We start from the raw sequence: 25,583 nt of genomic DNA, 5'->3' as shown, positions 1-25,583 counted from the left end.
TATGAAATTTAACGAATTACCTTTCCATGAGTCTCTAAAAAAAGCCCTCGATAAAATCGGTTATACTGAGCTCACTCCCATCCAAGCCAAATCCATTCCCTTCGCCATGGAAGGCAATGACCTCACAGGTCTTGCCCAAACGGGAACGGGGAAAACAATGGCATTTTTACTTCCCACTTTGCATAGACTTCTCTCGGCAGAGGAAGAGGAAGCACTTCCGTATGCACTTGTCCTTGCACCCACAAGAGAACTCACGATCCAAATTGCAGAAGAAGCAAAAAAACTCCTCGAGTTCACAGACTTTGGTGTGGCAACCATCATTGGTGGAACGGATTACAAGTCCCAAGAACAAGCACTTGGCAACAAAGCCTGTATCATTGTGGCAACACCCGGTCGGCTCATTGACTTTGTGAAAAACCACGGTCTCTCTTTGGAAAATATCAAAGTGGTGATCCTCGATGAAGCGGACAGAATGTTCGATATGGGTTTTGTCCAAGACCTCAAGTACATCTTCCACAAATGCAAAAACAGAAAACAATCCCTCCTCTTTAGTGCCACTCTCAGTTATGAAGTGGTGCGACTGGCAAGCCGATATTTGAATGAACCGATTGAGGTGCATATCAATCCAGAAAAAGTCATTACGGAAAGGATTGACCAAACCCTCTTACATTTGGGAAGAGAGGAAAAACTCCCTTACCTCGTCAATTCGTTATTAAACGATCAAATTGAGGGTCTTGGGATCATTTTTACGAACTATAAAATGAACATCCCAAAGATTGTTTCAGTTCTCCGCAAATACGGAATCACCGCAACGGGGCTTTCTTCGGAACTCGACCAAAAAAAACGAATCCGACTGCTTCGTGATTTTAAAGCAGGTAAATACAAATACCTCATCGCAACTGATGTTGCTTCTCGTGGGATCGACATAGAAAACATTGATGTGGTGTATAACTACGACCTTCCGCAAGATGCTGAAAATTACGTACACCGCATTGGTCGTACAGCTCGTGCTGGAAGGAAGGGGCAGTCGATTGGACTTTGTTCTGAAACCGATTATACGGAACTGGAACGCATCGAAAAATACCTCAATTCCAAAATCCCTGTGGGGGAAATCAGAGAAGAGTATTTGGAATTCCCAACCGGTGAATTCACTCCAGTATTTGCCGATGAAGTGATCCCTGGCGAAAAAAAATACCAAGACCGCGAACGAGGTGGTCGGGGTGGAAAACCAAGGCAAGGAGACCGCCAAGGCCGAGGGGAACGCAGTGGTGACCGTAACGAACATAGGTCAGGTGACAGGAACCGTCACAAAGGGAAATCGGGAGGACACCCTCCTGCGAAGATGAGCCATCCCGGAGGTCATTCCCATGGCCCTGCCAATGAAGGCCACAAACACCCAGCCAAGATGACCCACCATGAATTCAAACATGGCCACCCACCAAAAGATGGGAAAGGCAAACACCAAAACAAAAAGAAAGAACAAGGGAAGTCGTACCAAAAGAATGACCCAAGACGGAATCTCTTCGACATCAACGAAGTGAAACAATCTAAAAAACAGAAACAATCGATTTGGAAACGAATCCTTTCAATTTTCAAAAAAGATTAATCCTACTTTTTCTTTTCTGTATCCCTAGTCTCGTTAGAGGAGAAGTCGCCAAACTTCCGATCTACGGGAAAGGGAACTACATTGCCTTTTCCGATCTCAAATCCATTTTACCTGAACTTTCCACCAAACTAAAAAAATACACAGGTGTCGGTGGGATTTATACCCCACAAGGAAACTTACAATTTCGGATAGGGAGCAGTTTTTACACCTTGGATGGGAAAATTTACAAACTCCCCAAAGCCATTTTAAAAAAAGAGGACGAAGTGTACCTTCCATTGGATATGGTTGAGGCAGTTTTACTCAATTTGATTGCTTACGATGTTCGTTACCAATTCAAAGAATCGGAACTCCTTGTGCTCATTCCAAAAGAAACCGTTCCCAAACGAAGTTTGGGAGTGAAGGCCATCGTCATTGACGCAGGGCATGGGGGCAAAGACCCAGGGACTGCCGACCATACAGGTTATTACGAAAAAGAGGTAAGCCTTGGGGTAGCAAGGTATACTTATTTGTACCTCCGAAAGTACTACCCTGAGATCCGAGTGGAGATGGTAAGAAAGGATGACAGGTTTGTGGAATTAGAAGACCGTTCTAAGTTTGCCAACCGCGTCTTAGCTGATACAAGGGATGTGATTTTTATCAGCTTCCATTGCAATGCTTCGCTTTCTGACAAAGCAGCTGGTTTTGAAGTGTACTACCTTTCCCAAAGTCCTAGCACGGAAGCGGCGAGGGAAACTGCCCTTTTAGAAAACCGAACCATTGGAAAACACAAAAACCCAGTGGTCGCAGAAATCCAGTCCCAAATGCTATCCAGTGTGACCCAAAGGCGGTCCAAAAAATTAGCCGATGCAGTGGCTGAGCAATACGAAAAGGCCTTAAGCCCTGAAATTCCTTCCCGAGGAGTGAAAAAGGCAGATTTTTCCGTCTTGCGAGGAAGCCTTATGCCTGCTGTACTTGTGGAAATGGGGTATCTGACAAACCCCGAAGAAAGTAAAAAACTCCGAGATAAAACCTTCCAAAAGAAAATCGCTCGGAGTGTGATCAAAGGAATTCATGAATACGCATCTGCAAAAGATTAAAGAATTAATCAAAACCTATTGGCAATTTTTAAAAACGATATCCCTTCGGTTTTATAAAATTGGAACAGGGGAAACCAAACTCACTCGTGATTTTATTTTTTTATTTGGTTCATGGTTTAGTTTGCTTCTCTTTTTTAGTTTTTTCATTTTAGCAGAACAAAATCCATTCCGCTTACTGGTTCCCTTTCAGTTGTATTCCTATCCTTCTCTTGATCATAGAGAACCCATTGTGATTTATATTTCAAATGGAGAAGGGGAACAAATTCCCATCCATCGGAAGGTTTTAAAAAGGGAAGAAAACGGTGCCCTTGTGTACCAAATTGTAGGTGAAGTGGGTGCACCACCTTACTTTGATTCAGTGGAAGCGTTGGGAAAGGACGGGAAACTTTTTTCTCCGAAAAAACTTTTGGACATTCGTTTTGCATTGGTACAGTCCTGGTTCATAGACAAAAATCAAAAACTCGTGCTTGATTGGAATGTAAGTAAATTAGAATCCATTATGGAAAAATACAGACTTCCCCGCACCAAACAAGAAGGGGAAACCCTTGATTCGGAAGAAGAGAATCCAAATGCCCCTGTGGATACCATCACGTACTATACTGGGGGAACAGATACGGGCCCTAAGGAATCGGAAGAGGTTTTAAACAAACGTCGCATCCAGGCAATGGATCAAACCTTACGGGCGTTAAATGCAAGCATTTTTGAAAATTTTAAAGACATCAAAACCATTGAACATAAATTTTCCGGGAACCTAAATCCTGTGTACCAATGGAATTCCCTCTCCCCACTCACTACCCGCTAATTTAGGGGATTCCCCGCGATTTTTCTCCATTTTTCAAATTTTGCTTATGGAAAATGGAGAAATACCGATGTTCGTATTGGGAAAAATAGAATTTTTTTTAAAAAAAATAAAACGCTAAAGTCGATAAAAAACCCTAAAATTTGGTAAAAAATACCAAATTCTTACAAATAATACCCAATTTCTTCGAATTAATTTCCTATCTCCAATCACCGACATACTAAGGGAATAAATAGAGATTTTAGGCACCAATGGGGCCTGAAAGCCAGACACAAAAAAAAGCGAGGGAAGGGATTCTCTCGTTTGCCAGATCAAGTTTCAAGGAGGAAACCCATGATCATAAACCACAATTTAGCCGCGATCAACTCACATCGCGTACTCAAGTTCCAAAACGAGGAAGTCTCCAAAAATATGGAAAAACTCTCCTCAGGTATGCGCATCAACCGAGCAGGTGATGATGCATCTGGCCTTGCCGTTTCGGAAAAAATGAGAACGCAAGTGAATGGTCTTAGACAAGCAGAAAGAAATACCGAAGACGGTATGAGCCTTATCCAAACAACGGAAGGGTTTTTGCAAGAATCGAATGATATCATTCAAAGAATTCGAACTCTTGCAATCCAATCGTCTAACGGTATTTATACTGAAGAAGACAGACAAATGATCCAAGTCGAAGTATCACAACTTATCGATGAAGTGGACAGAATTGCTTCCCAAGCTGAATTCAATAAAATGAATTTGCTTCAAGGAGATTTTGCACGTGGATCAAGAGCAACCTCTATGTGGTTTCACTTGGGACCAAACATGCACCAAAGAGAAAGAGTGTTCATTGCAACAATGACTGCACGTGCACTTAATCTTAAAGGTCAAAGTGGAGAACTCTTGTCTTTATCAACTGCTGACAAGTCAAATGATGCGATCGGAACTTTGGATGCTGCGTTAACGCGTATTAGCAAACAAAGAGCAAACTTAGGTGCTTACTTTAACCGTCTTGAGCATACTGCAAAAGGGCTCATGAACGCTTATGAGAATACCCAAGCTTCCGAGTCTAGGATCCGTGATGCGGATATGGCAGAAGAAACTGTGGCTTTCACAAAGAACCAGATTTTAGTTCAATCTGGAACTGCTATGTTAGCTCAGGCGAATGTTCGTCCACAAGGAGTTCTTTCTCTCCTTCGTTAACAAAAGTTAATGAGGTGAGTGGTTAGTGTAACTGAAGAGTTGTAATTAGATAATCAGCCGGCTTTCCCCTGCCAGGTGGCAAAATGAAAGCTCATCCTTGACACCGGACAGGGATTGTCCGGCTAAGAACGAAATACATACCGTTCTTGGTAATACACAAAGGAGTGTAGGCCAATGATTATCAATCACAACATGAGTGCGATCCAATCACATCGTGCTCTCAAGTTTACACAATGGGATGTAGATAAGACCATGAGGAATCTCTCCACTGGGCAAAGGATTAACCTTGCCGGTGATGATGCTTCTGGTCTGGCTGTTTCGGAAAAACTACGAACACAAATTCGTGGTTTACGTCAGGCGGAAAGGAATACGGAAGATGGACTCAGTTTCATCCAGACTGCAGAGGGTTACCTTGACCAGTCGGCTGAAATCATCCAACGAATCCGGACCTTAGCGATCCAGACATCGAACGGAATCTACACACCTGAGGACAGGCAACTCGTGCAGGTAGAAGTATCTGCGCTGGTGGATGAGATCGATCGAATTGCTTCACAAGCAGAGTTCAATAAAATGAAACTGTTTGAAGGAGACTTCGCTCGAAAGTCAACGAAAGCATCGATGTGGTTTCACATGGGAGCAAACGCAAAGCAAAGAGAGCGTTTCTACATTGGAACGATGACTTCGAAAGCTTTGAAGATGTCAGAAGGGGCAATTAAAATTGCACTTTCCACACCTGGAAAAGCAGACGAAGCGATTGCCAAAGCGGACTTCGCCTTGAACAAGATCATGAAGCAGAGAGCAGATATGGGAGCTTATCAAAATAGGCTCGAAAGTACTGCAAAAGGCCTCATGGGTGCATACGAAAATATGCAAGCATCCGAATCAAGGATTAGGGACGCAGATATGGCTGAGGAAATGGTAGCGCTCACGACGAAACAAATTCTCGTGCAAAGCGGTACGGCAATGCTAGCGCAAGCCAGCCTCAGACCAAATTCTGTATTACGACTTTTGAATAACACTTAAGTCGTAAAAGGCAAGAGTTGCCTTAAGACGGTTGCCTCTTCTCGAAGGAAACTTTGGGGAGAGGCTTTTTTATTTATTGCAAAGTATTTGAATCCAGTAGTTTAGATAGATCGAATATTTTTATATAAATATGGAAATTGGGTTGGTTCACCTAACGAGAAATGTTTGACAGATTAACGCCCGAAAGACGAAGATAGTCTATGTTAAAAATTGTATTTTCTATTTTTGTTTTTCTGTTTTTTGCCAATTGCACCAATTTTTTTTCGCCTTTTGGAATTAGAGGGGAAGAAGCAAAAAAACAACTCCAAGAACATCGTAATAATTTAGGTTTTGTAAGTTTTCTAGGGATATTGTCTGGATCGATTTCATCAACTTCATACAGTTCCAATTCCAATTACACATGCCAAAGAGAATCTTCAGCCATCACAGCTTTTTCAACTCCTACCACTGGTGCAAATTTCAATTTGCCTTCCGCTACAGAGTATGTGGATTTAACTGTTATATCAGGTGGGACTCAATATTTCCGATCCAACCAAACAAGTGCTTCCCTTAGGTTCACTGGTAAAATCTTAAAAACACAGAATACTTCTTCTAACGCCATATGTTATTATACCGCAAGTGCAGGTGCATGTGGAACCACTGATTTATCTGGTTTGGGGATCAGTTCTACGATTGGATCGTTTATGACAGTCGATTCTGGTCAATGTTTGGCAATTCGTTGTACGGAAACTGCATACATTCGTTTGAAGCAATACAGCACAGAAACCGCAAGTATGGCAACTCTTGATTCAGTTTCCGGACTGATCAATGGCCCCTATATTTTTGAAGCCATCACTCGGATAGGAGACAGAGCTTATTATACGATGGAGTCTTTTGACAGATGCAAAAAAGAAATTACCAATTTTGCCTTAATCGAAATCCAATACGCCAGTTTTTTCTCAAGCCAATTGGTCGAAGTTGGGAATTGCAACAAACCCAATTCTGCATTACAGGGATTGAGTTTCAATCCAGCACTTACATCCTCTTTACAAGCCGATGCCTGTGATTTAGAGCCTGTGAATGCAGTTGGTTTTTAAGGATACATTTTGTGTATCCTCTCGATTGAGGAGAATGGATTCAGTTTGTTTTCGATGATTTGACCCAATTCACCCACTCATCTCTCCATGGATCACGACGTTTCGGGAATGCGATTCTTTTTAGTCACTCATTATCCTTATTTATAATGATAATAATGGTTTGGATCATCCCATTTTGCTTGTTCTTCTTGGTCCAATCGTTTGGTCAATGTTTCGATTTCTTTTGCTTCGTTTTGAAGTCCCATTAATTTTAAGATTTCTTTTTTGAGTTCTAAGGCCGGAAGATAGTCTTTCATCACCTCCAGTGCTTTGCTTGTGTGAACCAATGCTTCCTGCAATCGGTTGGATTTCAAAAATATTTCGGCCATGGATAGCCAAACCCTCTGGGTGAAGGAGGGATCAACCATTGATAGGTATTCGCTGTATAAAGATAAGGCAGTTTCATCCAAACCATTCGCCTTTGCATTGTTTGCCTTATCTAATACCTCTAAGGCTTTTTTTCCATCCACTTTCATGTCCCTCATTCTAATCGATGCCTCCAAAATGTCAATTCCTGAGGGCATTTGAAAACCTGGAAAAATACTTGAATCCTCCATGATTTGGGAAGGATAATCTTCGGTTATAATGAAATGGATTTATTTCTTTTTAGGTGATCCCAAAAAACATTCTCTTGAACATCGATTGTTCAATACTGTCTCACTTGTCAATGGCCTCCTCAATCTACTTGGCGTTTTTGGGGTATTTTATTTAGAAAACTATCTCATACTCGTCAGTTTGAATGTTGGATCTGGAATCCTTATGCTTGCCATGTACTATCTTAGCCGTGTGAAAAGTATTTATTTTATTTTGTACTGGCCTTTCAATTTAACCATTTTGTTTTATTTAGCATCTATGTGGTTTTTTAATGGAGGTTCCATTGGTGGGAATCATTATTACCTGATTCCTTCCCTTGTCATCGCACTCATCCTCATCAGAAATCATAATATTTTTTTGGTTTATTCAATTTACATAACCGTGTCGGCTTTGTTGTACATTGTGGAATACTACCACAGGGAATGGGTCACAGGTTATGCGACCGAGATGGATCGTTATTTGGACGCTGGTGGAAATTATTTATTTGTGCAAATCCTTACAGGAATTTTGATTTTTATCTTAAGTCGAAATTTAAATATTGAAAGGAAAAAATCGGAAGCATTGCTGCTTAATATTTTACCAGAACCCATAGCTGATGAGTTAAAAAAAGAAGCACGGGTGATCCCAAAGCGGTACGAAACCGCCTCAGTTCTGTTTTGTGATATGGTTGGGTTCACCAAAATTGCAGAAAAAATGAATGCGGAAGACTTAGTGCACGAGTTAGACCAAATCTTTCGTGCTTTTGATTCCATTTGCAAAGAATACCGAATGGAAAAAATCAAAACCATAGGGGATGCTTATATGGCGGTTGGTGGCATTCCGAATGAAAACGAATCAAATGCCATTGATTCTGTGTTATGTGGCCTAGGCTTTCAGGCTTATATGGCAGAACAAAAAGAAATCCATTCGATCCAAGGAAGAGAATTTTGGGAAATTCGTTTGGGTATCCATATCGGACCACTTGTTGCGGGGGTTGTTGGAACAGATAAGTTTGCTTATGACGTTTGGGGGGATACGGTGAACACTGCCAGCCGTTTGGAGAGTAGTGGCGTTGTTGGTGAAGTGAACATTTCTCGGGATGTATATGAGGAAGTGAAAAAGGTTTTTGAATGTGAGCCAAGAGGATTTGTTTCCATCAAAAATAAAGCCGATATTGAAATGTTTTTAGTAAAAGGATTTTTGCCTGAGTACATGCATGCAGTGGATCCAAAAAAACCAAATGAATTGTTCCAAAGAATGTACAAAACAGGTGCTTTGTTTTATTAGGATGCCCTGTGTTGATCTTGTTTCGGAAACTCAGTTTGAATCGAAATAAAACTTGGTATTTGATTTTTTTACTCTTCTGTTTTCTTTTTTCCACCACCTTCTTTTCGATAGTATGTTTTCCCAATGGAAAAAAAGAAAGCATTCAATCACATCTCGTTCCAACAAAGTTTGGAAACATGTATAGCTTAAGCAATCGATGCACGAAAAAATCAAAACTTTTGGTATTCATCCATGGATCACCGGGAGAAGGTTCGGACTTTACATTGTATCTCGAAGATGAGTCTTTACAAAAGAGGAATTGTATCGTTTCACCAGACCGATTAGGATTTGGAAAGTCCTTCCAAAAACCATTCCAAGCGAACCTAAAATTGCAATCAGCCAGTTTGGCTGAAATGATCCAAACATTTATCAAAAGGAACGATTTGGATTTCCAAGAGATCACGATCCTTGGACATTCGTATGGTGGTCCTGTCGCTTTTGGAGTTGGACTTATATTGCAAGGGCAATCCAAAGCCAATCTAAAAGTGGTTTTACTTTCTGCGCCCATGGATCCGAAATGGGAAAGACTCAAATTTTATAACCACTTGGCGAATCATTCCTTTGTACAATGGATGTTGCCAGATTCTTGGATTCGGAGTAATGAAGAAATGTTTCCTTTACAATCGGAATTAGAGGTTCTAAGGGATGATGTAAAGGTGGCAAATATCCCTGTGATCATCATCCATGGGGAATCTGATGGCATTGTCCCCATCGAACATAAAAATTATTTACCTGATCTTTCCTACCAGGGAAAATTGAAAACGTATACCATAAACGATGGAAGCCATTTTATCCCTTGGACTAGGTTTAAAGAAATTAAAACAATCATCTTAAATGAGGAAAGTTTATGAAATCAATTTTATTCCACCCTGCATTGTTCCACCTAATTCGAATTTTGGTGATCCTCATCATTGGGCAAACATTGTATTTTAAATATACAGGCTCAGAAGAGTCAGTGTACATTTTTACCACACTTGCGATGGAACCTTGGGGTAGAATTGGACTTGCCATTATGGAAACGATTTGTGTGATTTTGTTGCTGATTCCCCAGTTGGTTTGGCTTGGGGCATTGTTAGCATTTAATTTAATGTTAGGTGCCATTCTTTCCCATTTTGTTTTTTTGGGAATTGTTGTGATGGGAGATGGAGGACTTTTGTTTAGTTTGGCAGTCCTTGTTTTTGTGCTTTCTTTGTACCTTACATATTCAGAACGAAAGAAAATTCCCTATATCAAAGATTTTTTTCGGTAAGAGTAAATGTCCTTCTGTACTTTTTATGGTCACTGAGTAATTGGAACAAGGTACGATAGGGTGTTAAATTCTGTCCGTTTCGAAAATTGGCAACACCGATTTCATAAATGAGTTTCCATTGTTTGTATAAAATGGAATAACTTTGCAAAATAGAAAATTTGGGATCATAAAGGTTTGTGGATTCACTTGTGACTCCGTTTAATTCGATGATTTTGAAATTGTTTCCATTTAGAAAATCTTTTTGATTGGAAAAACGAATGTCAAACCTTCCAAAATAAAAACCTTTTGTGGCATCTCCAATTTTTACAATTTTTCGTTCCAGGTTTTTGGTCCGATAGAATTCACCATCCTGGAAGAGGCAACCTTGGATATGGTTCCCAATGGATCCAATGGAAACGGTTTCCCCATTGGGAATGATTCTTTGTAATTGGAAATGGTTGTGTTTTTTATGAGTTTCAAATTGGAAACGATAACGAGGGTGGTTTCGGAGTAAGGTTTCGATGGTTGCAATCCCATCTCCTGTGAGTTTTGGAAACACTTTCTCGGTAATGGAAAATAACTGTCCACTTTTCTCTTGGGGCCGGCGAAAGTAAAATACTCCTACTTCAAAAGGGCCCTTCACATACTCTTGTAACAACCAATCCATCGGATAGGATTGGAATAAATTTGATAATTCGTTTTGGTTTTGGATTTTATGAACCAATAGGCCTCGTTCCCCTATGTCTGGTTTTGCGATGATCGGGAAGCGCAATTGGTTTTGTTTCATCCAAATTTGAACTTTTTTATCTTTTGATCCTTCTTGTTTCTTTAGGAGCAAATATTTGGCAACAAATGGTTTTGGAATTAAAGCTAAGATTTCGGATTTGGATTCACCAGCGATCCCTGAGGCGAATATGCCTGGGTTTGTCGTTGTTAGGTAACGAATGCCACGGTGTCTTAAACTTAAGTAGATGAGATAAGGAACAAGGGGAAGGTAAAATAGGACACTCGGCCAAAATTCTAATTTTGAGTATTTCAAAAGGAAAAGTTGTAACTTTTTTCGTTTCTCTGGAAAAATAAGAATCAAAATGGATTGGTAACAAAAATAAAAACTAAGTCCAACTAGTATTGCCCACAAAACAAATGATTGGTGGGTAAAATATTTTGAAACCCATTTGCCATAAAGGAAAACGAAGGAAACAAAAGCGGAAGTCCAGAGGGATACTGCCAAAAAACTGATACTTGTAAAAATGAGAAAAGGCATACGGAAATACCCACTGAGTAGGTACAATGGCAAACGTGTCCCTGGTAGGAACCTTGAGACAAATATGGACCAAACAAAATGATCTTGCCATTTTTTGAAAATAGAATGGTTTGTTAACGAATTCTCATACCTTTGGATTGGATTCCATTTTTGGAAAATAGATTTGAAGTAATACCCGACTCCATACAATCCTAAGTCACCTATGAAAATACCAATCCCTGTGAAAAGAATTGCAAAGAGTAAGGAGAGTTTGTTTTCATTGGCGAGAATTCCTGCACTGATGCAAGTCAAGTCTTCAGAAACAAAACTAGAAAAAAACAAAATCAGAAACAAATTTCCCACAAAAGTCGAATTTGGAATTTTTTTAGAAACGGTCAATAGAAATCGGGAATTTAAGGTTTGCTTCCTTGGAAATGCCTTATTCCTTTAACCTTTATGGCAAAGATTTTAATTTTGTTGGCCCATCCTTATTTGGAGCGTTCCAAAGCGAATCAAATGTTATTGGATTCGATTCCTCAATCGGATCAGATCACATTACGAGATTTATACGAACTATACCCACATTTTACGATCAACGTCAAAGAAGAACAAACCTATTTACTCAGTCATGATATCATTTTATTCCAACACCCGTTTTACTGGTACAGTTGCCCACCTCTTTTAAAACAATGGATCGATTCCGTTTTGGAAGATGGTTGGGCTTATGGTAAAAATGGAAATTTTTTAAAGGGAAAAAAATGGATCCAAGCGATCACTACTGGTGGTTCAAAATCTGCTTATTCTAAAGAAGGATTCCACGGTCATTTGATTGAGGATTTCCTTTTGCCTTTCCAAAGGACGGCAGAACTCTGCAAAATGGAATACCAAAAACCATTTTTAGTGCAAGGGACTTTTCACCTAAAAGAAGATGAATTCCAAAAAGAATCCATTCGGTATAAAAATTTTATTTTAGAAACTTTAGAGGCCAACAATGGGTGAAGTCAATTTTTTCATTCAAGCAATGATCTATTTAACAAGTGCCATCATTATGGTTCCGATTGCCAATCGTTTTGGACTTGGGACAGTTCTCGGTTATTTGGTTGCAGGCATTGTCATTGGGCCATTTGTGTTTGGGTTTGTGGGCACGGAAGGAAAAGACTTATTACACTTTGCCGAGTTCGGTGTTGTGATGATGTTGTTTGCCATTGGTTTGGAGTTAGAATTAAATTTACTTTGGCGATTGAAATTTTGGTTACTCGGCCTAGGTGGTTTGCAACTCGTATTCACAACGGTCTTTGTTTTTGTCCTCGGAGTGTATTTCCAATATTCATGGAAATCTTCTTTGGCTTTGGGACTAATTTTGTCTTTATCCTCTACCGCCATTGTTTTACAGACCTTAAAAGAAAAAGGATTGATGAAATCAGTTTCTGGTCAGGCTTCCTTTTCCATTTTGTTATTCCAAGATATGGCAGTCATTCCGATTCTAGCCATCTTCCCAATGTTAAGTGGTCAGTCGACAGAGGTTTCGGAACACAGCCATTCTTTGGTGGATCATTTACCAGCTTACCAAAAAACACTTGTTGTCCTCTTTGTTGTATTGGGTATAATTTTGGTTGGTCGGTATTTACTCAGTCCACTCTTTCGGTTGATTGCAAAATCGGGTAGTCGAGAGATCTTTACAGGAGCTAGTTTATTACTTGTGATTGCGATTTCGGTCCTTATGGGTGCAGTCGGTGTATCAGCGGCCCTTGGAACCTTCCTTGCAGGTGTAGTGCTCGCAAGTAGTGAATTTCGACATGAATTAGAAAGTAATATTGAACCCTTTAAAGGTTTACTTCTTGGTTTATTTTTTTTAAGTGTTGGTGCTTCGATGGACCTACCAGTCGTAATGGAACACCCCATGACCATTTTGGGAATTGTATCTGGAATCATTTTCGCCAAAGCATTTGTATTATTAATCCTTGGTTTTTTATTTAAACTTCCTTTAGACCAAAATTTATACATGTCTCTTGCTTTATCACAGGTAGGTGAATTTTCTTTTGTATTGTTTGGTTATTCAGAAGGTCTTGGGATTTTTAATAAAGAAACAACAGTGATCCTTGTTGCTTGTGTTGCCTTGAGCATGGCATGTACTCCAATTTTATTATTGTTATACGAAAAAACATTTTTTGAGTTCTTACAATCTAAGGCACCGAAAAAAGAATCAAGTAACTCAATTGAAAAGGAAGAAAATCCAATCATTATTTGTGGGTTTGGGCGATTTGGAAATATGGTCGGTCGTTTTTTAAAATCCCATGGAGTGGGTATCACAATTTTGGACTATGATGCAGACCGGGTCGAAATGCTTGGTCGTTTTGGATTTAAAGTTTTTTTTGGTGATGCCACAAGACTTGAACTTTTGGAAAATGCTGGTTTAGAACATGCTAAAGTTCTAATTGCTGCACTGGACCATCCTGAAAAACAACAGGAACTCATTCGGAATGTGAAACACCATTACCCAAACATTCAAATTGTGGCAAGAGCTGGCGATAGAGAAGAAGCGTATGATTTAAAAGAAATGGGTTTAGATTACATCTACAGGGAAACAAGAGAAACAGCTGTCAAACTCGGTGCGGATGTCTTAAAACTACTCGGCACACGTTCCTATGCAGCAGAACGTGCTAAAAATATTTTTTTGGCTCATGACGATGAAACCTTCCAGGAACTATTTGCCCTACGTAAAGATCGTGTCCAGTACATCAGTTTGGCAAAACAAAGGAATACTGAATTAGAGCGATTGATGTTTGTTGATTTAGGAAAAGAAGAAGAACTAGGGAAAGATAGCTGGAGTGAGATGGAAAGGTAAACTCTCTTTAGGTGAATTTCATGGTGAAAAAGGGAAATGGGAAAGAGGGAAAGGAAGGAAGAGGTAAAACGTTAACGAAAACAAACGATTAAACGTTTAGAATAAAAAAAATTCCCGAAAGGTCGTTTTTGCCTTTTCGGGAATAGATTTTTTTGGACGGTTTGACTTTTGTTGGTTTCAAGGAGAAAATGGTCCTCGAAGCCAATTTGATTTGGGAGATTGGTTTCGGTTTTTTAGCCTCTTTCATAGCCTTTAGACTAGGATTCTTTGGCCAAAAAAGAGCAAGTTTTATTTTTTAGAATCTAAGACCGCGTTCCATTCTTCCAAGTATGGTTTTGCAACGGCAAATACACCTGTCACATCGCCTTCAATTGTGATCGATTCCATCACATCACCTTGTCTGATGGCATCCACCACTTCTTGGTCAGAAGCATCCACCACGGAACCAAATACCGAATGTTTTCCATCGAGCCATGGGGTAGGGACATGGGTGATAAAAAATTGACTTCCATTGGTCCCTGGCCCTGCATTTGCCATCGAAAGCACCCCAGGTTTGTTGTGTTTCAAACTAGAATCAAATTCATCTCGGAATTTATAACCAGGTCCGCCGGTTCCCGTTCCTAGGGGGCAACCACCTTGGATCATAAAATCAGCAATGACCCGGTGGAATTTCAAACCATCGTAAAATTTCCTTTGGGCTAAGTTGACAAAATTGGCAACAGTGTTTGGAGTTTTGTCAGGAGTGAGATCGATTCGGATTTCTCCTTTATTTGTTTTGATAACAGCGCGTAATGTACTCATTCCTTTCACTCAATTCCTGATAAATCCCCTGGCAAGCTGAAAAAAGATTTGAGTTCCTGCCATTTTCCTTGGTATACTTGGGTTTGTTTTTCTGATAAGGGGATCACCATGAAACGAGTTATCGTACTAGTTCTCATTCTGTTTGTATTTTCTTTGGTGGCAAAACCAAACCAAAAACAAGCTAAAAAACCAAAACTGGAACCCATTCCCAACCGACTCATTGATTACGGACAATTTAAAAAAATTGTCAACCGTTCCGAATCAGAACGGGAAACCCACCGTTTAACAGAAGATCAGTTTTTACAAATGATGGCGGAAGATGGGGTAGTGGTTTTGGATGCACGTAGCGAAAATAGATACCGTTTGTTGCATATCAAAGGTGCAGTGAACCTTCCCTTTACGGAATTCACAAAAGATAGTTTAGCGTCTGTGATCCCTGAACCAAAATCAAAGATATTGATTTATTGTAATAATAATTTTGAAGGAAACGAACAAGCATTTGCTGCTAAAAGTCCTGCGGCATCCCTAAACCTATCGACCTATAATTCGCTGAAAGCCTATGGGTATCACAATATCTATGAACTTGGGCCACTCCTTGATGTAAACCAAACTAAATTGCCACTGGTGAGTGAACCAAAAGAAACCGAACAGACTTCCAAATAAAAGATGTATCCTCAAACAATGGATTTTCTTTTTGTGATTTGACTATAATATATGTTACAGGGTGAATTATTATCTGACATCATTGAAGCCGTTTCCAATACCTATGGAAATGAATTTTTAAATCGTCTCACTGAGAAACTGAGTTCCGTCATTGGTGCAGATAGTGTTTTTATCGCACTTTTTGATAAAAGTAAGTATGAATCCAAAACTGTATCTTTATGTTTACATGGTAAAATTGTGAACAATATCGAATATTCATTGGAGGGTACGCCTTGTGCCAATGTACTCGAGACAACTATTTGTTATTATCCAAACCAAGTTCAGAAATTATTTCCAAATGATCATTTATTGGCAGAAATGAATATAGAAGGTTACATTGGAACTCCTTTGTACAATTCTAAAAAAGAAAACATTGGTTTAATAGTAGGTTTGTATGAAAAAGAAATCACGGAAAAAGATCAAATTTTAACTTTATTTCAAATATTTTCAGGAAGGATCGCTGCGGAATTGGAGCGATTGGATTATGAGCGTAGGCTGGAAACTTATAACCAGGAACTGGAAATCCAAGTCCAAGAAAGAACTTCTAAATTAGAAAAAACCTTACGTGAGTTAAGTGAAAGGCAAAACCAATTGATTGAATCGGAAAAACTGGCAAGTCTTGGATTGTTATCTGCTGGAATTGCACATGAAATTAACAACCCTCTCAATTTTATCACAGGAGGGTATTATGGATTACTTGAGGTTTCCGAGTCTTCCGACGTGCTCCAAGGAAAAATGAAATTGTATTTAGAGGCCATACGAGAAGGTGTCGAACGGACCACAAAAATTGTAAAAGGACTAAACCAATACACAAGGAGTGGTGATTCACAGGATGAAACCATTTCCGTTCAGGAGATGGTGGAAAACTGTTTGGTCATCCTCTCCCATTCCCTACGAGATAAAATCCATGTAAAAACAACCTTTGCCAATGGTGACCTATCGATTCGTGGGAATTCTGGAAAACTCCACCAAGTCGTTCTCAATCTTGTAAACAATGCCATCCAATCCATGGAAAAAAGTGGTGGGAGTTTGAGTATCACCACTTCGACAGCAGATGGACTTGTATCCATCAAGATTCAGGATACAGGTACAGGGATCCAAAAGGAACATTTGCCCCAAATCGAGTTACCTTTTTTTACGACAAAGGAACCAGGAAAGGGAGTGGGCCTTGGGCTTTCCATTGCGTCGAAAATACTAAAGGAACATTCCGGATCCTTAGATGTCCAATCAGAGTGGGGCGTTGGGACAACCGTCACAATCCATTTACCAAAATGGAAGGAGGAATCCTTGTGAAAAAACCGAAATTACTTTATGTCGATGATGAAATCATGAATTTACATCTCTTTCGGGATTTGTTCCGAAATGATTTTGATGTGCTTGTCGCAAAATCAGGAGAAGAAGCCTTAGAAGAAATTTTGGAAACAGATGAGATCCAATATGTCATCAGTGATATGCGAATGCCGGGTATGAATGGTCTTGAACTCATCTCCAAAGCAAAAACTGAGAAACCTAATATCGTATACTGTTTGTTAACCGGTTATGACCTAACCAATGAAATGGAAGAAGCAATCAATCAAAAACAAGTGGCGCGATATTTTGCAAAACCACTTGACCCGACAGAGATTCGGATGTTTTTCTCTGCGGGCCCGTCTTTGTAAATTCCGAACTATTTATTTTTAAATTCGATTTCCACAACTCCTCGTTTTGAGCTATTGATATTTAATGTTTTGCTACTTAAGAAACGAAAACTCGAATCTTTTTTATACATCAATTCTTCAGCAAACATAGATTCTTTTCCTGGGTAAGTCAGTTCCCATTCCGATCCGTTCAATTCTGTTTTGCGATCATTCACTTGTTTGACGGATGTATATTCCATCAAATCGTTTTTGAAATTGATGGCGTCTTCCAAAGCTAATCCTTTGAATTTTAAAATGACTGTGTTTTGTTCTGTGAGTTTGAACCATTCATCTTTGATTTGTTTTCCCACTTTGACAGACACTAAGTTCGCCCAATCTTTGACAGCTTGTTCTCTGGATACTTCTTGGGTGATGTCGGCACCACGTCCTTCCAAACTACCTGATCCAAAAATTTTTCCATCACCCCATAACTGGATGATGCGGTAAGGCCCAGTTGCCGCAGAACTTAAAAAATCAGTTTTTTTCCCACCAGGTAAGACCACAGGTTTTTGGTCTGTTGTGTTCACCTTTGCCACAATCAAAACTTCTGCACCTGAATCTTGTGCGAGTGTGAGAAGTGGGCTTCCTTCTTCCACAGAAGTGAGGTCTAGTTTGGCAAGGCTCGGATTTTTTTTGAGTAGTGCAGTCAGTTGGGAACTATCCACAACCTTATTCCCTTTGGCACGCAGTTTTTCAATGAGTTCCGCTTCTGCTATGTTAGTCGCCGACCCAATGGGATACGATTTTCCATTCACAACGGTTTGCACAAGGACGGCAATTCGGGGATTTCCTACATCATCTAAGAGAGCATCGACGGCAGTCGAAAGTTTTGTGGCTTCCACTTCACAGCGAACATTCAACCGGATCATGTCTTGTGTGTCGAGTTTCCATTGTTCTTCACTGATGATGTCGTATTTTTTTACGAAACTATCGGTTTTGCCATAGAGTTTGGACCCGAGTGATTGTCCATCAGAGACTCCCGATTTTTCTGTGATTTGTTCTCCAACCAATTTGCGGATGGCATTGAGTTTTGCATCTTTGAGTGCTTTATTACGGGCAAGGGCCAAGTCCCCTTGGTAAATCGGGGCCTCTCCCATGGCTGTGACCACATTGTCAGGGAGTGATGGGTTTTTTTGCGCGGAATTGGAACCAGCACACGCCAAAATAGAGAGGATTAAAATCCCGGTAAAGGGAGCAATTCGAAGTCGGTGAAACATGAAGGACATTTCTCCTTGAAGATTTGCTATATTATAGAAACATATACTTACATGACCAATTACTTTTTTCGGTTTTCTCTCTGCTTTCTTGTCCTTGCTTGCCAAGGGAACACGGTTCCGCAATTTCGTGTCCACCCTTCTGATTCCAAACTTCGTTTGTCTCAGGACATTTTTTACGAAAAAATCCTTCCTTCGATGGCTGGAAAAAAACTGATGCTTGCAACCAATCCATCGGGGATCGGAACGAATCCAAAAAAAATCATCTCCTCTTTGGAGAAACATAAAATCACATTAGAACATCTGATTGGACTCGAACATGGTTTCTTAGGTTTAGAAGAAGAATTCAGCCAAACTCCTGTCACGATGGATCCTACATTCAATCGTCCTTTGTATCATATCTACCGAATCAAAGATAGTGAACTAAAGGAACTCGTAAGAGAAGTTGATTATGTATTGTTTGATGTACAAGATGTAGGAATGCGTTGTTATACGTATTTAAGTGTTCTGAAACGTTTAATGGATGCTTTAAAGAATACAAAAACAAAACTCATTGTCCTTGATCACATCCATGTCGCGATGCACCTTCCTCCGATGGGAGAAAAGATGAATCCAAGGCATCTGAATTTTGCAGGAGAATTTCCCTCCCTTCTCATCACAGGAATGACAACGGGAGAAGCCGCCATATTTTACAATAAGGAATACCTAAAGGAATCTGTGGATTTGAATGTAGTCCCAGTAGAAGGATACAAAAGGGGAATGTACTTTGAAGATACGGGAATCCCTTGGACCACCCCATCACCAAACCTACCCATGGTGGACTCCGCAAGGAATTATTTGTCACTTGTTTTACTTGAGGGTGTGAATGTATCTGTGGGCAGAGGGACACAAGCTCCCTTTGTTTACTTTGGTGCTCCTTGGATGACAAATCCTGAGGAACTTGCAGGGAAACTCAGTGCCATTGGTAACAAATCCTATTACTTTTCTACCGTTTACTTCAAACCAACCTTTGGGCCACACAAAGGTAAAATTTGTTCTGGCCTTCGAATGAATTTGGTTCGTCCCGACTATGACCCAATGTTATTAGCCTATGAACTCATCCGCCAAATGAAAGAAACTTACCCTAATGATTTTAAATGGAGTAAAGGGTCTACAAACTATTGGGTTGACCAGTTATGGGGCAATGACCACTTCCGCACTTCTATCAATGAAGGAAAAAACTATTCTGAATTTCACAATTCCTATTTGAGTGAGGAAGAAAATGAAAAGAAACGGATCAAACCGTACTTATTGTACTAAAGGACAGAAAATGAAGTTTTTATTTTTATCTTTTTGTTCCATTCTGATCTTCATTGGAAGTCTTTTTGCTTCTGACTCAAAACTCAAATTGATTCCCAAACAAAAAACTGCCAAGGTATTAAAGTCTGTGGCTTATGCGACCATTCGTAGCACTGTGATGGGAAATTATTCCCGGATAGAAGAAAAAGAAACTACCTACCAAACCTGTTCGGATGCATTTCCAAGTATGCCAGGTGATTTCCCTTGCAATTTTTTAGATTTCACTGGGACAACGGACCAAGTGAATGTCCAATCGGAAATCAGTGATGGAGAGTTTGCGGAAGGGCGTGATCCCGAAGACATGAACCCAAGTGGAAAAATTCGGATCAAAGTTTCCAAAGAAAAATCTAGGAATCTAAATGGAAACGTGATACAGCTTGGGGAAGGGGATTCAAAACTTTCTTTGTTTTACCACCCAAAAGGCCAGATATCTCATTACCTCTACCAAAATACCATCGTGATTTTTGTATGGAAGCCATCCCTTGAGAATCCACAACTGACTCATTTGTACTTTGTGAAAGTGAATGCTGATTACTTTCCAGAAGAAGTGAAGGAATATACTTTTTAATCTATGCCAAATTTCCAAGGGTATGTGAGGAAGATGTCCCATAGAGGAACGGCCCCTGTTTCTTATCTATGGGATTTTGCCACCTATACGGAAGACAAAAAACAAAAAGAGATCATTGTCACAGAACACGAATCAGATGTTTCTCTAGAAACCTTCATTGGAAAAAAAATTACCCTAACCACAAATGATGAAATTCGTTGCATGCATTGTGGTAAAAAAACCAAAAAATCGTTTAACCAAGGGTATTGTTTTACCTGTTTTTCCAGTTTGCCTGAAAATGATCTGTGCATTTTGCGGCCTGAAACTTGCCACCACCACAAAGGTACTTGCCGTGATGCAAATTGGGGGAATACAAATTGTTTTAAAAAACATGTCGTTTACTTTGCCAATTCCAGTGGACTCAAAGTCGGAATCACAAAAGAAAACCCAATTTCCAATCGTTGGGTGGACCAAGGGGCGAGGTTTGGAATTCCACTTTTGGAAGTGGATTCGAGAAGGGATGCAGGGATTTTGGAACATTTTTTAAGCCAATTTTTACCGGACAAAACGTCCTGGCAAAAAATGGTTTCGGGGGAACCCGCTACCATAGATTTAAAAAAAGAAGCAGAAAAATTTTTAAACCATTTGGAGAAAAATGAATTTGTTTCACCAATTGGCACCAAGCAAAAGTTAGTTTGGAAGAGGATCCCTTCGCCAGAGATTCAAGAAATCCAATACCCAATTTTGTCTTATCCTTCCAAGGTAAAATCATTAAAACTCACAAAGGACACTCCTATCTCTGACACTCTTGTTGGGATCAAAGGGCAATATTTATTGTTTGAAAATGGAGTGATCAATATTCGAAGTTTGGGTGGTCTCTACATTGAGTTCTCTGCCTAAACCCATCCAACTAAAAGGGAACTTCACCACTCGGATCTATTTTGAGAATGATGATTTTTTGTTAGCCGACAAACCAGAAGGGATTCCTGTCCATGAAACGAAGGACCCAAATCGTTTAGACTTTACCCGACTGCTCGCAAACCATTTGCATCTCCCAGAACTTCGGACAATCAATAGACTGGATTTAGGAACCAGTGGCCTTGTCCTTTTGGGGAAAAATAAAACCAAAAATTTGGATTTGGACAATTTATTAAAGGAAGCTGAAAAAAAATATATTTTCATTTGTGAAGGGATTCCTCTTTGGAAAGAACAAAGGATGGAATGTTTTATTAAGGATGGAAATAAACAGGTAAACATTGTGCGAAGTGGTGGTAATAAAGCGATAACCGAATTTAACATTCTCGTATCTGATAAAAAAAATAACATTTCCTTCGGACTTGCAAAAATTCTCACTGGTAGAAGGCATCAAATACGTGTTATGCTTTCGAATTTGGGTTTTCCCATTTTAGGTGACCAAGTGTATGGGAAAAAAGAAAGTAGGGAAAGGCGGATGTACCTACATGCATTTCGATTTTCCTTTACTGACTTTAGTGGCCAAAAACATATGGTAGAAACAGAAGTTCCGGCTGATTGGATGAATCGAATGCCTTCCATAACGGATGCCAAAATCCAATCAAATTGAAACTCGGTATGAAAACTGAAGTGTATTCCCAATTTTTAAAAGAACAAAAAGTTTATAAAAAACTAACAACCATTTCGAAATTGATTTCGATTAGTTTTTTAGTGATTTATTTATACTTACTCTTTAGCTCTCGTTATACGGCAAGTCCCTTAATTGTTGTGATCAATTATCTGGCAATTTTCACAGGATTTTCTGGCCTGATTCGTTTTAAGTATTTTGAAATCCCAACCCTTTTGCTCAATGTCTTGGAAGAGGGAGATAGGTCCCCATTTTACAGTTTGAAACGTGAAGAAAAACAATTTGTATGGAGTAAGTCTGGTAGCGAAGAGGAACTTCCCCCCGATCCAAATCCCGAGTGGATCATCCAAACCTTACAACTAAAGGATCGTTTTCCTTGGAAACGGATTGGAAAACTCTACTTGGGATTTTACATTTTTGTCATTTTGGTTTCGGTATCCTTTCTTTTATCTGTGTATTTAGAAACCGGATTTCAAAACTAAGACAACAATTTTCCTTGTCCTCGCACTTCCTTTGAAAAACCTATCCCTATGGCTTTGAATTGTGGCATTGTAGGTCTCCCAAACGTCGGTAAGTCGACTATTTTTAACGCTCTCACAAAAGCAGGTGCACAAGCTGCAAATTACCCGTTTTGCACCATTGAACCCAATACGGGAGTTGTCGAAGTCCCTGACGAAAGGTTACAACGCCTATCTGAAATTTACAAACCGAAACGAACCGTCCCTACGATGATCGAGTTTGTCGACATTGCAGGCCTTGTGAAAGGGGCAAGCCAAGGGGAAGGTTTAGGAAACCAATTTTTATCTCATATCCGAGAAGTGGATGCCATTTGCCACGTTGTCCGCGCGTTCCAAGATGAAAATATAACACATGTTCATGGAAAGGTAGATCCGATTGAGGATATCACGGTAATCAATTATGAATTGATTCTTGCTGATTTGGATAGTTTGGAAAAACAACAACAAAGAGTTTCCAAAACTGCTAAAACAGGGAACAAAGAAGCCGCAGAAATTTTGTCTGTGATGGATAAAATTTTGGAAGCCTTAAAAAAAGGAAACAGAGCGTCCACTGTTGCATTAACTGAAGAAGAAGTTAAAATTGCAAAAAAATTCAATTTAATTACCATTAAGCCCGTGTTATATGTTGCAAATATTCTGGATTCAGATGTGAAATCTACAGAGAACCCGCTTGTAAAATCGATCACCGATTTTGCTGAAAAAGAATCTGCACCTGTTGTCGTTTTATGTGGTCGATTTGAAGAAGAAATTTCGGGACTTGAAAAAGAAGACCAATTGGCATTTTTAGAAGAGATTGGGGAAAAAGAATCAGGGCTTTCTCGGATGATCCGAGCCTCTTACCAACTCCTAGGTCTCATTACATTTTTCACTGCTGGTGTGGAAGAAGTGAGAGCTTGGACCACAAAACTTGGGAGTTCTGGTCCCGTGGCAGCGAGTGTCATCCATTCTGATTTTGAAAAAGGATACATCCGAGCGGAAGTCATGCGGTATGAAGACCTCGACCGCACTGGTGACCAAGCCAAAGTCAAAGAAGAAGGGAAACTACGAGTCGAAGGTAAGGAGTACATCGTCCAAGACGGAGATGTCATTTATTTCCGAGTGAACGCATAAAAAAAACCCGACTCTTCGTCGGGATGATTCTCAAGTGAACTAGTTTGGAAAAAGATAGTAGGATCCTACAGGTAGGGGCCCTCTTCTCATTCAATCAATGCCGAATCCCACTCCTTTTATTGCAAAAAGTTCCAAAAAAATTACGATTGTAACATAAAATGATAACGCCCGATTTCTTGGCCAGATTCAAAAATGGCAAGTTCTGGACTTGAATCGAGTGTGATGGGTGAGTCAAACATGGACTGACTTCCTAATTTAGGTAGGGTTTCCACGGGTGTCCCATCTAAAAACAGTTTTGCGGAGAGTTTGTCTGCATTGGATGCCTCGACAGACAAAAAGACTTGGTTTTTATCAGCATTGGGTTGGAAAACAAAATCCAAATCCCTTCCCGCCACTTGCCTGTGCACTCGGAATGCCCCTCCATTCCCTTGGCCCCGGAGTGCAAGTTGTGCGGTATGTAAGGTGGTATTTTCCCAGTCGCTCATCAAAACCTTTAAGCTATCGTTTAGGAATTGGAGGTAAATGCGGATTTTCGAATCAGGACCTGGAACAACGGATTCTAAGATCCTTTGGAGAGTTACCTGGTCCACTTCTTCCCCTTGGGACATGAGGTAGAGGGCTTCTTTGAGTTTGAGTCGGTTCATAAATGGATTTGGATCTTTTGTCTCCATACATTAATTTCCCCCCGTTACGGCTTTATTTCCTTTGTTTGTAATTTTTTTATCTTTTCTTTGGCCCGATTGGCCCTTGCTAGTACTGTCCCTATGGGAACTTCTAGTATTTTAGCAATTTCTTTGAATTTATAACCTTTCAGACGAAGGATGAGGATTTCTTTATGTGGTTCATCCAAAGCCTCAATGAGATCGTAAAACTCCTTTTTTTCTTCCCATTCAAAATACACATCTTCCTGCGTTTGCCTTTCATCCAAGATATCGATGCTCAGGTCGAGGGACAAACCTTCTCGGTATTCTGTCCTACGGATGCTACGAGTGTGGGACATACTGATGTTTTTTGCGATTTCATTTAAATAGATGATAAAAGCGGGTAAACTTTCCCCTTTGAACTTTCGTAACAATTGGTAATCGTTCTCTGTGAGTTTGAGGTAAACGAGTTGGGATGTGTCTACCACTTCTTCTTTAGGCACATAGTGTGCGCAGGTTCCAATGATGAGCCTGTGGAATTTTTGGATGAGGGACTGCCAAGCTTCTCTTTTTCCAAGTAGGCAATTATCGATCAAAGTCCTTATCTCATCACTCATAGTTCTTTTTGTGATCTGACGGAATTTTTGCAAGAGATCATTACATTTTCTAATCTTTTTTGGAAATGATGGGATTGGAATAAAGATTGGTGAATATACTGAAGTCTTGATTGGTTGGAACCCAAAGAAGCAATTTGGTTTTCATACCCAAACCTTCCGTAATCATGAAAAAATCCAAAAAAACCGAATATTCGAATTTTCGTTTGGTCAGATGGAATATTTTCTAAACAAATTTGTAATTCGTTCAGTTGGGAGAGTTGTGAGTTGGAAACATTGGGATCAAGTTTCCATACCTTAAGGACTTGCAAAAAATAGGATTTGGATTTTTCATTTTCTAATTTTAAGGTTTTGAGATTCCATGGATTTTGATTAGAATAGTAAAACAATTGGTAGGTGGACTTTTGATGGGATTTGATATCTTGTAATAAACGAAGTAATAAGGTTTTTCGTTTGGATTCTGGCATTTCCGAATACAAAATTCGGTTAAACGTTAAGGAATATTCCCTTTCTTTTCCTAAAAACAAAACTTCATGTGGTTTGTAGAAGTTGGAAAAGACGTACACAGTTTTTTCCCATTCCTTTAAGAGTTCGCCAACCAAAGAAACAATTTCGTCATTTATGATTTCATTCGGAAGGATTTCTAGTTTTGGAAATAGGATTAGGTCAAAAATTCTTTTTTTCGTTTCCTTTTCAATGAGGAGGTGTTCCTCTTTTTTTCCTTCTTGGCATCGTCTGAGAAATAATAGGGAATCATAAAAAGAAATTTGTTTTAAAATTTCCGAGAGGTCACGGATTTCATTTGATTT

At 39.6% G+C, this 25,583-nt stretch carries 27 protein-coding genes; 20 read left to right on the top strand and 7 right to left on the bottom strand.

Going from position 1 to position 25,583, the window contains the following annotated elements; all coding sequences use genetic code 11:
* Nucleotide 1: 1 nt before the first annotated feature.
* The 6 genes from EHQ62_RS09785 to EHQ62_RS09760 all read left to right on the top strand — a co-directional run bounded on the left by EHQ62_RS09785 (nt 2) and on the right by EHQ62_RS09760 (nt 6,759).
* Nucleotides 2-1,606, top strand: coding sequence for a DEAD/DEAH box helicase (locus tag EHQ62_RS09785; RefSeq protein ID WP_135642339.1), 1,605 nt, complete (start codon nt 2-4; stop codon nt 1,604-1,606).
* An 80-nt stretch (nt 1,607-1,686) separates the two neighbouring features.
* Nucleotides 1,687-2,682 carry an N-acetylmuramoyl-L-alanine amidase gene (locus EHQ62_RS09780; protein WP_135642397.1) on the top strand — a complete coding sequence of 332 codons (996 nt, stop codon included), beginning with the start codon at nt 1,687-1,689 and terminating at the stop codon, nt 2,680-2,682.
* Complete coding sequence (locus EHQ62_RS09775; RefSeq protein ID WP_135642337.1) at nt 2,657-3,484, top strand: LIC_10740 family protein; 828 nt, start codon at nt 2,657-2,659, stop codon at nt 3,482-3,484. Before EHQ62_RS09780 ends, EHQ62_RS09775 begins: the two co-directional genes overlap by 26 nt.
* A 330-nt stretch (nt 3,485-3,814) precedes the next feature.
* Nucleotides 3,815-4,660: a flagellin N-terminal helical domain-containing protein gene (locus EHQ62_RS09770; RefSeq protein WP_135621170.1), complete on the top strand. Its 846-nt coding sequence runs from the start codon at nt 3,815-3,817 to the stop codon at nt 4,658-4,660.
* Between the two features lie 174 nt (nt 4,661-4,834).
* Complete coding sequence (locus EHQ62_RS09765) at nt 4,835-5,683, top strand: flagellin N-terminal helical domain-containing protein (protein WP_135642335.1); 849 nt, start codon at nt 4,835-4,837, stop codon at nt 5,681-5,683.
* 200 nt (nt 5,684-5,883) lie between these two features.
* The gene (locus EHQ62_RS09760) at nt 5,884-6,759 is read left to right on the top strand and encodes a hypothetical protein (protein ID WP_135642333.1); all 876 of its coding nucleotides are present in this window, start codon (nt 5,884-5,886) and stop codon (nt 6,757-6,759) included.
* A 137-nt stretch (nt 6,760-6,896) separates the two neighbouring features.
* Here the strand turns inward: EHQ62_RS09760 and EHQ62_RS09755 are convergent, their stop codons facing one another.
* Complete coding sequence (locus tag EHQ62_RS09755; RefSeq protein WP_244241725.1) at nt 6,897-7,301, bottom strand: hypothetical protein; 405 nt, start codon at nt 7,299-7,301, stop codon at nt 6,897-6,899.
* An 82-nt stretch (nt 7,302-7,383) separates the two neighbouring features.
* Between EHQ62_RS09755 and EHQ62_RS09750 the strand changes: the two genes are divergently transcribed.
* The 3 genes from EHQ62_RS09750 to EHQ62_RS09740 all read left to right on the top strand — a co-directional run bounded on the left by EHQ62_RS09750 (nt 7,384) and on the right by EHQ62_RS09740 (nt 9,946).
* On the top strand, nt 7,384-8,658 hold the full coding sequence (locus EHQ62_RS09750; RefSeq protein ID WP_135642331.1) for an adenylate/guanylate cyclase domain-containing protein: 1,275 nt from the start codon (nt 7,384-7,386) through the stop codon (nt 8,656-8,658).
* Between the two features lie 176 nt (nt 8,659-8,834).
* The gene (locus tag EHQ62_RS09745) at nt 8,835-9,548 is read left to right on the top strand and encodes an alpha/beta fold hydrolase (protein ID WP_244241724.1); all 714 of its coding nucleotides are present in this window, start codon (nt 8,835-8,837) and stop codon (nt 9,546-9,548) included.
* Nucleotides 9,545-9,946, top strand: coding sequence for a DoxX family protein (locus EHQ62_RS09740; protein WP_135642327.1), 402 nt, complete (start codon nt 9,545-9,547; stop codon nt 9,944-9,946). The genes EHQ62_RS09745 and EHQ62_RS09740 overlap by 4 nt, the downstream gene beginning before the upstream one ends.
* Here EHQ62_RS09740 and EHQ62_RS09735 read toward each other — a convergent pair.
* Nucleotides 9,927-11,531, bottom strand: coding sequence for a DedA family protein (locus EHQ62_RS09735; protein ID WP_135642325.1), 1,605 nt, complete (start codon nt 11,529-11,531; stop codon nt 9,927-9,929). The two genes, EHQ62_RS09740 and EHQ62_RS09735, sit on opposite strands and share 20 nt — an antisense overlap.
* A gap of 93 nt (nt 11,532-11,624) precedes the next feature.
* On the opposite strand from EHQ62_RS09735, the gene EHQ62_RS09730 reads away from it, so the two are divergent.
* Nucleotides 11,625-12,167, top strand: a complete 543-nt coding sequence (locus tag EHQ62_RS09730; RefSeq protein ID WP_135642323.1) for an NAD(P)H-dependent oxidoreductase — start codon at nt 11,625-11,627, stop codon at nt 12,165-12,167.
* Entirely contained in the window at nt 12,160-14,013 is a 1,854-nt protein-coding gene (locus tag EHQ62_RS09725) for a monovalent cation:proton antiporter-2 (CPA2) family protein (protein ID WP_135642321.1), read from the top strand. Before EHQ62_RS09730 ends, EHQ62_RS09725 begins: the two co-directional genes overlap by 8 nt.
* A 288-nt stretch (nt 14,014-14,301) precedes the next feature.
* Here the strand turns inward: EHQ62_RS09725 and EHQ62_RS09720 are convergent, their stop codons facing one another.
* On the bottom strand, nt 14,302-14,814 hold the full coding sequence (locus EHQ62_RS09720) for a peptidylprolyl isomerase (RefSeq protein WP_135642319.1): 513 nt from the start codon (nt 14,812-14,814) through the stop codon (nt 14,302-14,304).
* Between the two features lie 108 nt (nt 14,815-14,922).
* Here EHQ62_RS09720 and EHQ62_RS09715 point away from each other — a divergent pair, with 108 nt between their 5' ends.
* Genes EHQ62_RS09715 through EHQ62_RS09705 form a run of 3 tightly spaced genes read left to right on the top strand, consistent with a single transcriptional unit; the run spans nt 14,923 to nt 17,174 of the window.
* Nucleotides 14,923-15,477 (top strand): rhodanese-like domain-containing protein, encoded by a 555-nt coding sequence (locus tag EHQ62_RS09715; protein WP_135642317.1) that lies wholly within the window; start codon nt 14,923-14,925, stop codon nt 15,475-15,477.
* Between the two features lie 51 nt (nt 15,478-15,528).
* Nucleotides 15,529-16,809 carry a GAF domain-containing sensor histidine kinase gene (locus EHQ62_RS09710; RefSeq protein WP_135642315.1) on the top strand — a complete coding sequence of 427 codons (1,281 nt, stop codon included), beginning with the start codon at nt 15,529-15,531 and terminating at the stop codon, nt 16,807-16,809.
* Complete coding sequence (locus EHQ62_RS09705) at nt 16,806-17,174, top strand: response regulator (protein ID WP_244241723.1); 369 nt, start codon at nt 16,806-16,808, stop codon at nt 17,172-17,174. The genes EHQ62_RS09710 and EHQ62_RS09705 overlap by 4 nt, the downstream gene beginning before the upstream one ends.
* Before the next feature lie 8 nt (nt 17,175-17,182).
* Here the strand turns inward: EHQ62_RS09705 and EHQ62_RS09700 are convergent, their stop codons facing one another.
* Entirely contained in the window at nt 17,183-18,409 is a 1,227-nt protein-coding gene (locus EHQ62_RS09700) for a lipoprotein LipL46 (RefSeq protein WP_135642311.1), read from the bottom strand.
* A gap of 51 nt (nt 18,410-18,460) precedes the next feature.
* Here EHQ62_RS09700 and EHQ62_RS09695 point away from each other — a divergent pair, with 51 nt between their 5' ends.
* The 6 genes from EHQ62_RS09695 to ychF are packed head-to-tail and all read left to right on the top strand — an operon-like array spanning nt 18,461 to nt 23,519.
* Nucleotides 18,461-19,705 carry an exo-beta-N-acetylmuramidase NamZ family protein gene (locus EHQ62_RS09695; protein ID WP_135642309.1) on the top strand — a complete coding sequence of 415 codons (1,245 nt, stop codon included), beginning with the start codon at nt 18,461-18,463 and terminating at the stop codon, nt 19,703-19,705.
* A 10-nt stretch (nt 19,706-19,715) separates the two neighbouring features.
* Nucleotides 19,716-20,312, top strand: a complete 597-nt coding sequence (locus tag EHQ62_RS09690) for an LIC_11883 family protein (protein WP_135642307.1) — start codon at nt 19,716-19,718, stop codon at nt 20,310-20,312.
* Between the two features lie 3 nt (nt 20,313-20,315).
* On the top strand, nt 20,316-21,191 hold the full coding sequence (locus EHQ62_RS09685; RefSeq protein ID WP_135642305.1) for a DUF2797 domain-containing protein: 876 nt from the start codon (nt 20,316-20,318) through the stop codon (nt 21,189-21,191).
* Nucleotides 21,175-21,873: an RluA family pseudouridine synthase gene (locus tag EHQ62_RS09680; protein WP_135642303.1), complete on the top strand. Its 699-nt coding sequence runs from the start codon at nt 21,175-21,177 to the stop codon at nt 21,871-21,873. Before EHQ62_RS09685 ends, EHQ62_RS09680 begins: the two co-directional genes overlap by 17 nt.
* An 8-nt stretch (nt 21,874-21,881) precedes the next feature.
* Nucleotides 21,882-22,373, top strand: coding sequence for a hypothetical protein (locus EHQ62_RS09675; protein WP_135642301.1), 492 nt, complete (start codon nt 21,882-21,884; stop codon nt 22,371-22,373).
* 48 nt (nt 22,374-22,421) lie between these two features.
* A complete protein-coding gene (gene ychF / locus EHQ62_RS09670; RefSeq protein ID WP_135642299.1) occupies nt 22,422-23,519 on the top strand; it encodes a redox-regulated ATPase YchF in 1,098 nt (365 codons plus the stop codon).
* A gap of 140 nt (nt 23,520-23,659) precedes the next feature.
* On the opposite strand, the gene EHQ62_RS09665 is transcribed toward ychF, so the two are convergent.
* The 3 genes from EHQ62_RS09665 to EHQ62_RS18715 are packed head-to-tail and all read right to left on the bottom strand — an operon-like array spanning nt 23,660 to nt 25,376.
* Entirely contained in the window at nt 23,660-24,190 is a 531-nt protein-coding gene (locus EHQ62_RS09665) for a hypothetical protein (RefSeq protein WP_135642297.1), read from the bottom strand.
* A gap of 17 nt (nt 24,191-24,207) precedes the next feature.
* Nucleotides 24,208-24,777, bottom strand: a complete 570-nt coding sequence (locus tag EHQ62_RS09660; RefSeq protein WP_135642295.1) for an RNA polymerase sigma factor — start codon at nt 24,775-24,777, stop codon at nt 24,208-24,210.
* A complete protein-coding gene (locus EHQ62_RS18715) occupies nt 24,774-25,376 on the bottom strand; it encodes a hypothetical protein (RefSeq protein WP_244241722.1) in 603 nt (200 codons plus the stop codon). Before EHQ62_RS18715 ends, EHQ62_RS09660 begins: the two co-directional genes overlap by 4 nt.
* Nucleotides 25,377-25,583: the final 207 nt, after the last annotated feature.

Origin of the sequence: Leptospira jelokensis, assembly GCF_004769635.1 — a bacterium.
Classification (GTDB): domain Bacteria; phylum Spirochaetota; class Leptospiria; order Leptospirales; family Leptospiraceae; genus Leptospira_A; species Leptospira_A jelokensis.
Note: the sequence above shows the minus strand (reverse complement) of the source record. Positions and strands in the feature narration are given on the sequence as shown.

What these genes read in the sequence shown, in the direction of transcription:
- EHQ62_RS09700 (WP_135642311.1), bottom strand. Translation starts at nt 18,409, where the DNA reads ATGTTTCACCGACTTCGAATTGCTCCCTTTACCGGGATTTTAATCCTC.
- EHQ62_RS09770 (WP_135621170.1), top strand. Translation starts at nt 3,815, where the DNA reads ATGATCATAAACCACAATTTAGCCGCGATCAACTCACATCGCGTACTC.
- EHQ62_RS09690 (WP_135642307.1), top strand. Translation starts at nt 19,716, where the DNA reads ATGAAGTTTTTATTTTTATCTTTTTGTTCCATTCTGATCTTCATTGGA.
- EHQ62_RS09750 (WP_135642331.1), top strand. Translation starts at nt 7,384, where the DNA reads ATGAAATGGATTTATTTCTTTTTAGGTGATCCCAAAAAACATTCTCTT.
- EHQ62_RS09775 (WP_135642337.1), top strand. Translation starts at nt 2,657, where the DNA reads ATGAATACGCATCTGCAAAAGATTAAAGAATTAATCAAAACCTATTGG.
- EHQ62_RS09660 (WP_135642295.1), bottom strand. Translation starts at nt 24,777, where the DNA reads ATGAGTGATGAGATAAGGACTTTGATCGATAATTGCCTACTTGGAAAA.
- EHQ62_RS09685 (WP_135642305.1), top strand. Translation starts at nt 20,316, where the DNA reads ATGCCAAATTTCCAAGGGTATGTGAGGAAGATGTCCCATAGAGGAACG.
- EHQ62_RS09665 (WP_135642297.1), bottom strand. Translation starts at nt 24,190, where the DNA reads ATGGAGACAAAAGATCCAAATCCATTTATGAACCGACTCAAACTCAAA.
- EHQ62_RS09740 (WP_135642327.1), top strand. Translation starts at nt 9,545, where the DNA reads ATGAAATCAATTTTATTCCACCCTGCATTGTTCCACCTAATTCGAATT.
- EHQ62_RS09725 (WP_135642321.1), top strand. Translation starts at nt 12,160, where the DNA reads ATGGGTGAAGTCAATTTTTTCATTCAAGCAATGATCTATTTAACAAGT.
- EHQ62_RS09715 (WP_135642317.1), top strand. Translation starts at nt 14,923, where the DNA reads ATGAAACGAGTTATCGTACTAGTTCTCATTCTGTTTGTATTTTCTTTG.
- EHQ62_RS09710 (WP_135642315.1), top strand. Translation starts at nt 15,529, where the DNA reads ATGTTACAGGGTGAATTATTATCTGACATCATTGAAGCCGTTTCCAAT.
- EHQ62_RS09785 (WP_135642339.1), top strand. Translation starts at nt 2, where the DNA reads ATGAAATTTAACGAATTACCTTTCCATGAGTCTCTAAAAAAAGCCCTC.
- EHQ62_RS09730 (WP_135642323.1), top strand. Translation starts at nt 11,625, where the DNA reads ATGGCAAAGATTTTAATTTTGTTGGCCCATCCTTATTTGGAGCGTTCC.
- ychF (WP_135642299.1), top strand. Translation starts at nt 22,422, where the DNA reads ATGGCTTTGAATTGTGGCATTGTAGGTCTCCCAAACGTCGGTAAGTCG.
- EHQ62_RS09695 (WP_135642309.1), top strand. Translation starts at nt 18,461, where the DNA reads ATGACCAATTACTTTTTTCGGTTTTCTCTCTGCTTTCTTGTCCTTGCT.
- EHQ62_RS09720 (WP_135642319.1), bottom strand. Translation starts at nt 14,814, where the DNA reads ATGAGTACATTACGCGCTGTTATCAAAACAAATAAAGGAGAAATCCGA.
- EHQ62_RS09760 (WP_135642333.1), top strand. Translation starts at nt 5,884, where the DNA reads ATGTTAAAAATTGTATTTTCTATTTTTGTTTTTCTGTTTTTTGCCAAT.
- EHQ62_RS09675 (WP_135642301.1), top strand. Translation starts at nt 21,882, where the DNA reads ATGAAAACTGAAGTGTATTCCCAATTTTTAAAAGAACAAAAAGTTTAT.
- EHQ62_RS09745 (WP_244241724.1), top strand. Translation starts at nt 8,835, where the DNA reads ATGTATAGCTTAAGCAATCGATGCACGAAAAAATCAAAACTTTTGGTA.
- EHQ62_RS09765 (WP_135642335.1), top strand. Translation starts at nt 4,835, where the DNA reads ATGATTATCAATCACAACATGAGTGCGATCCAATCACATCGTGCTCTC.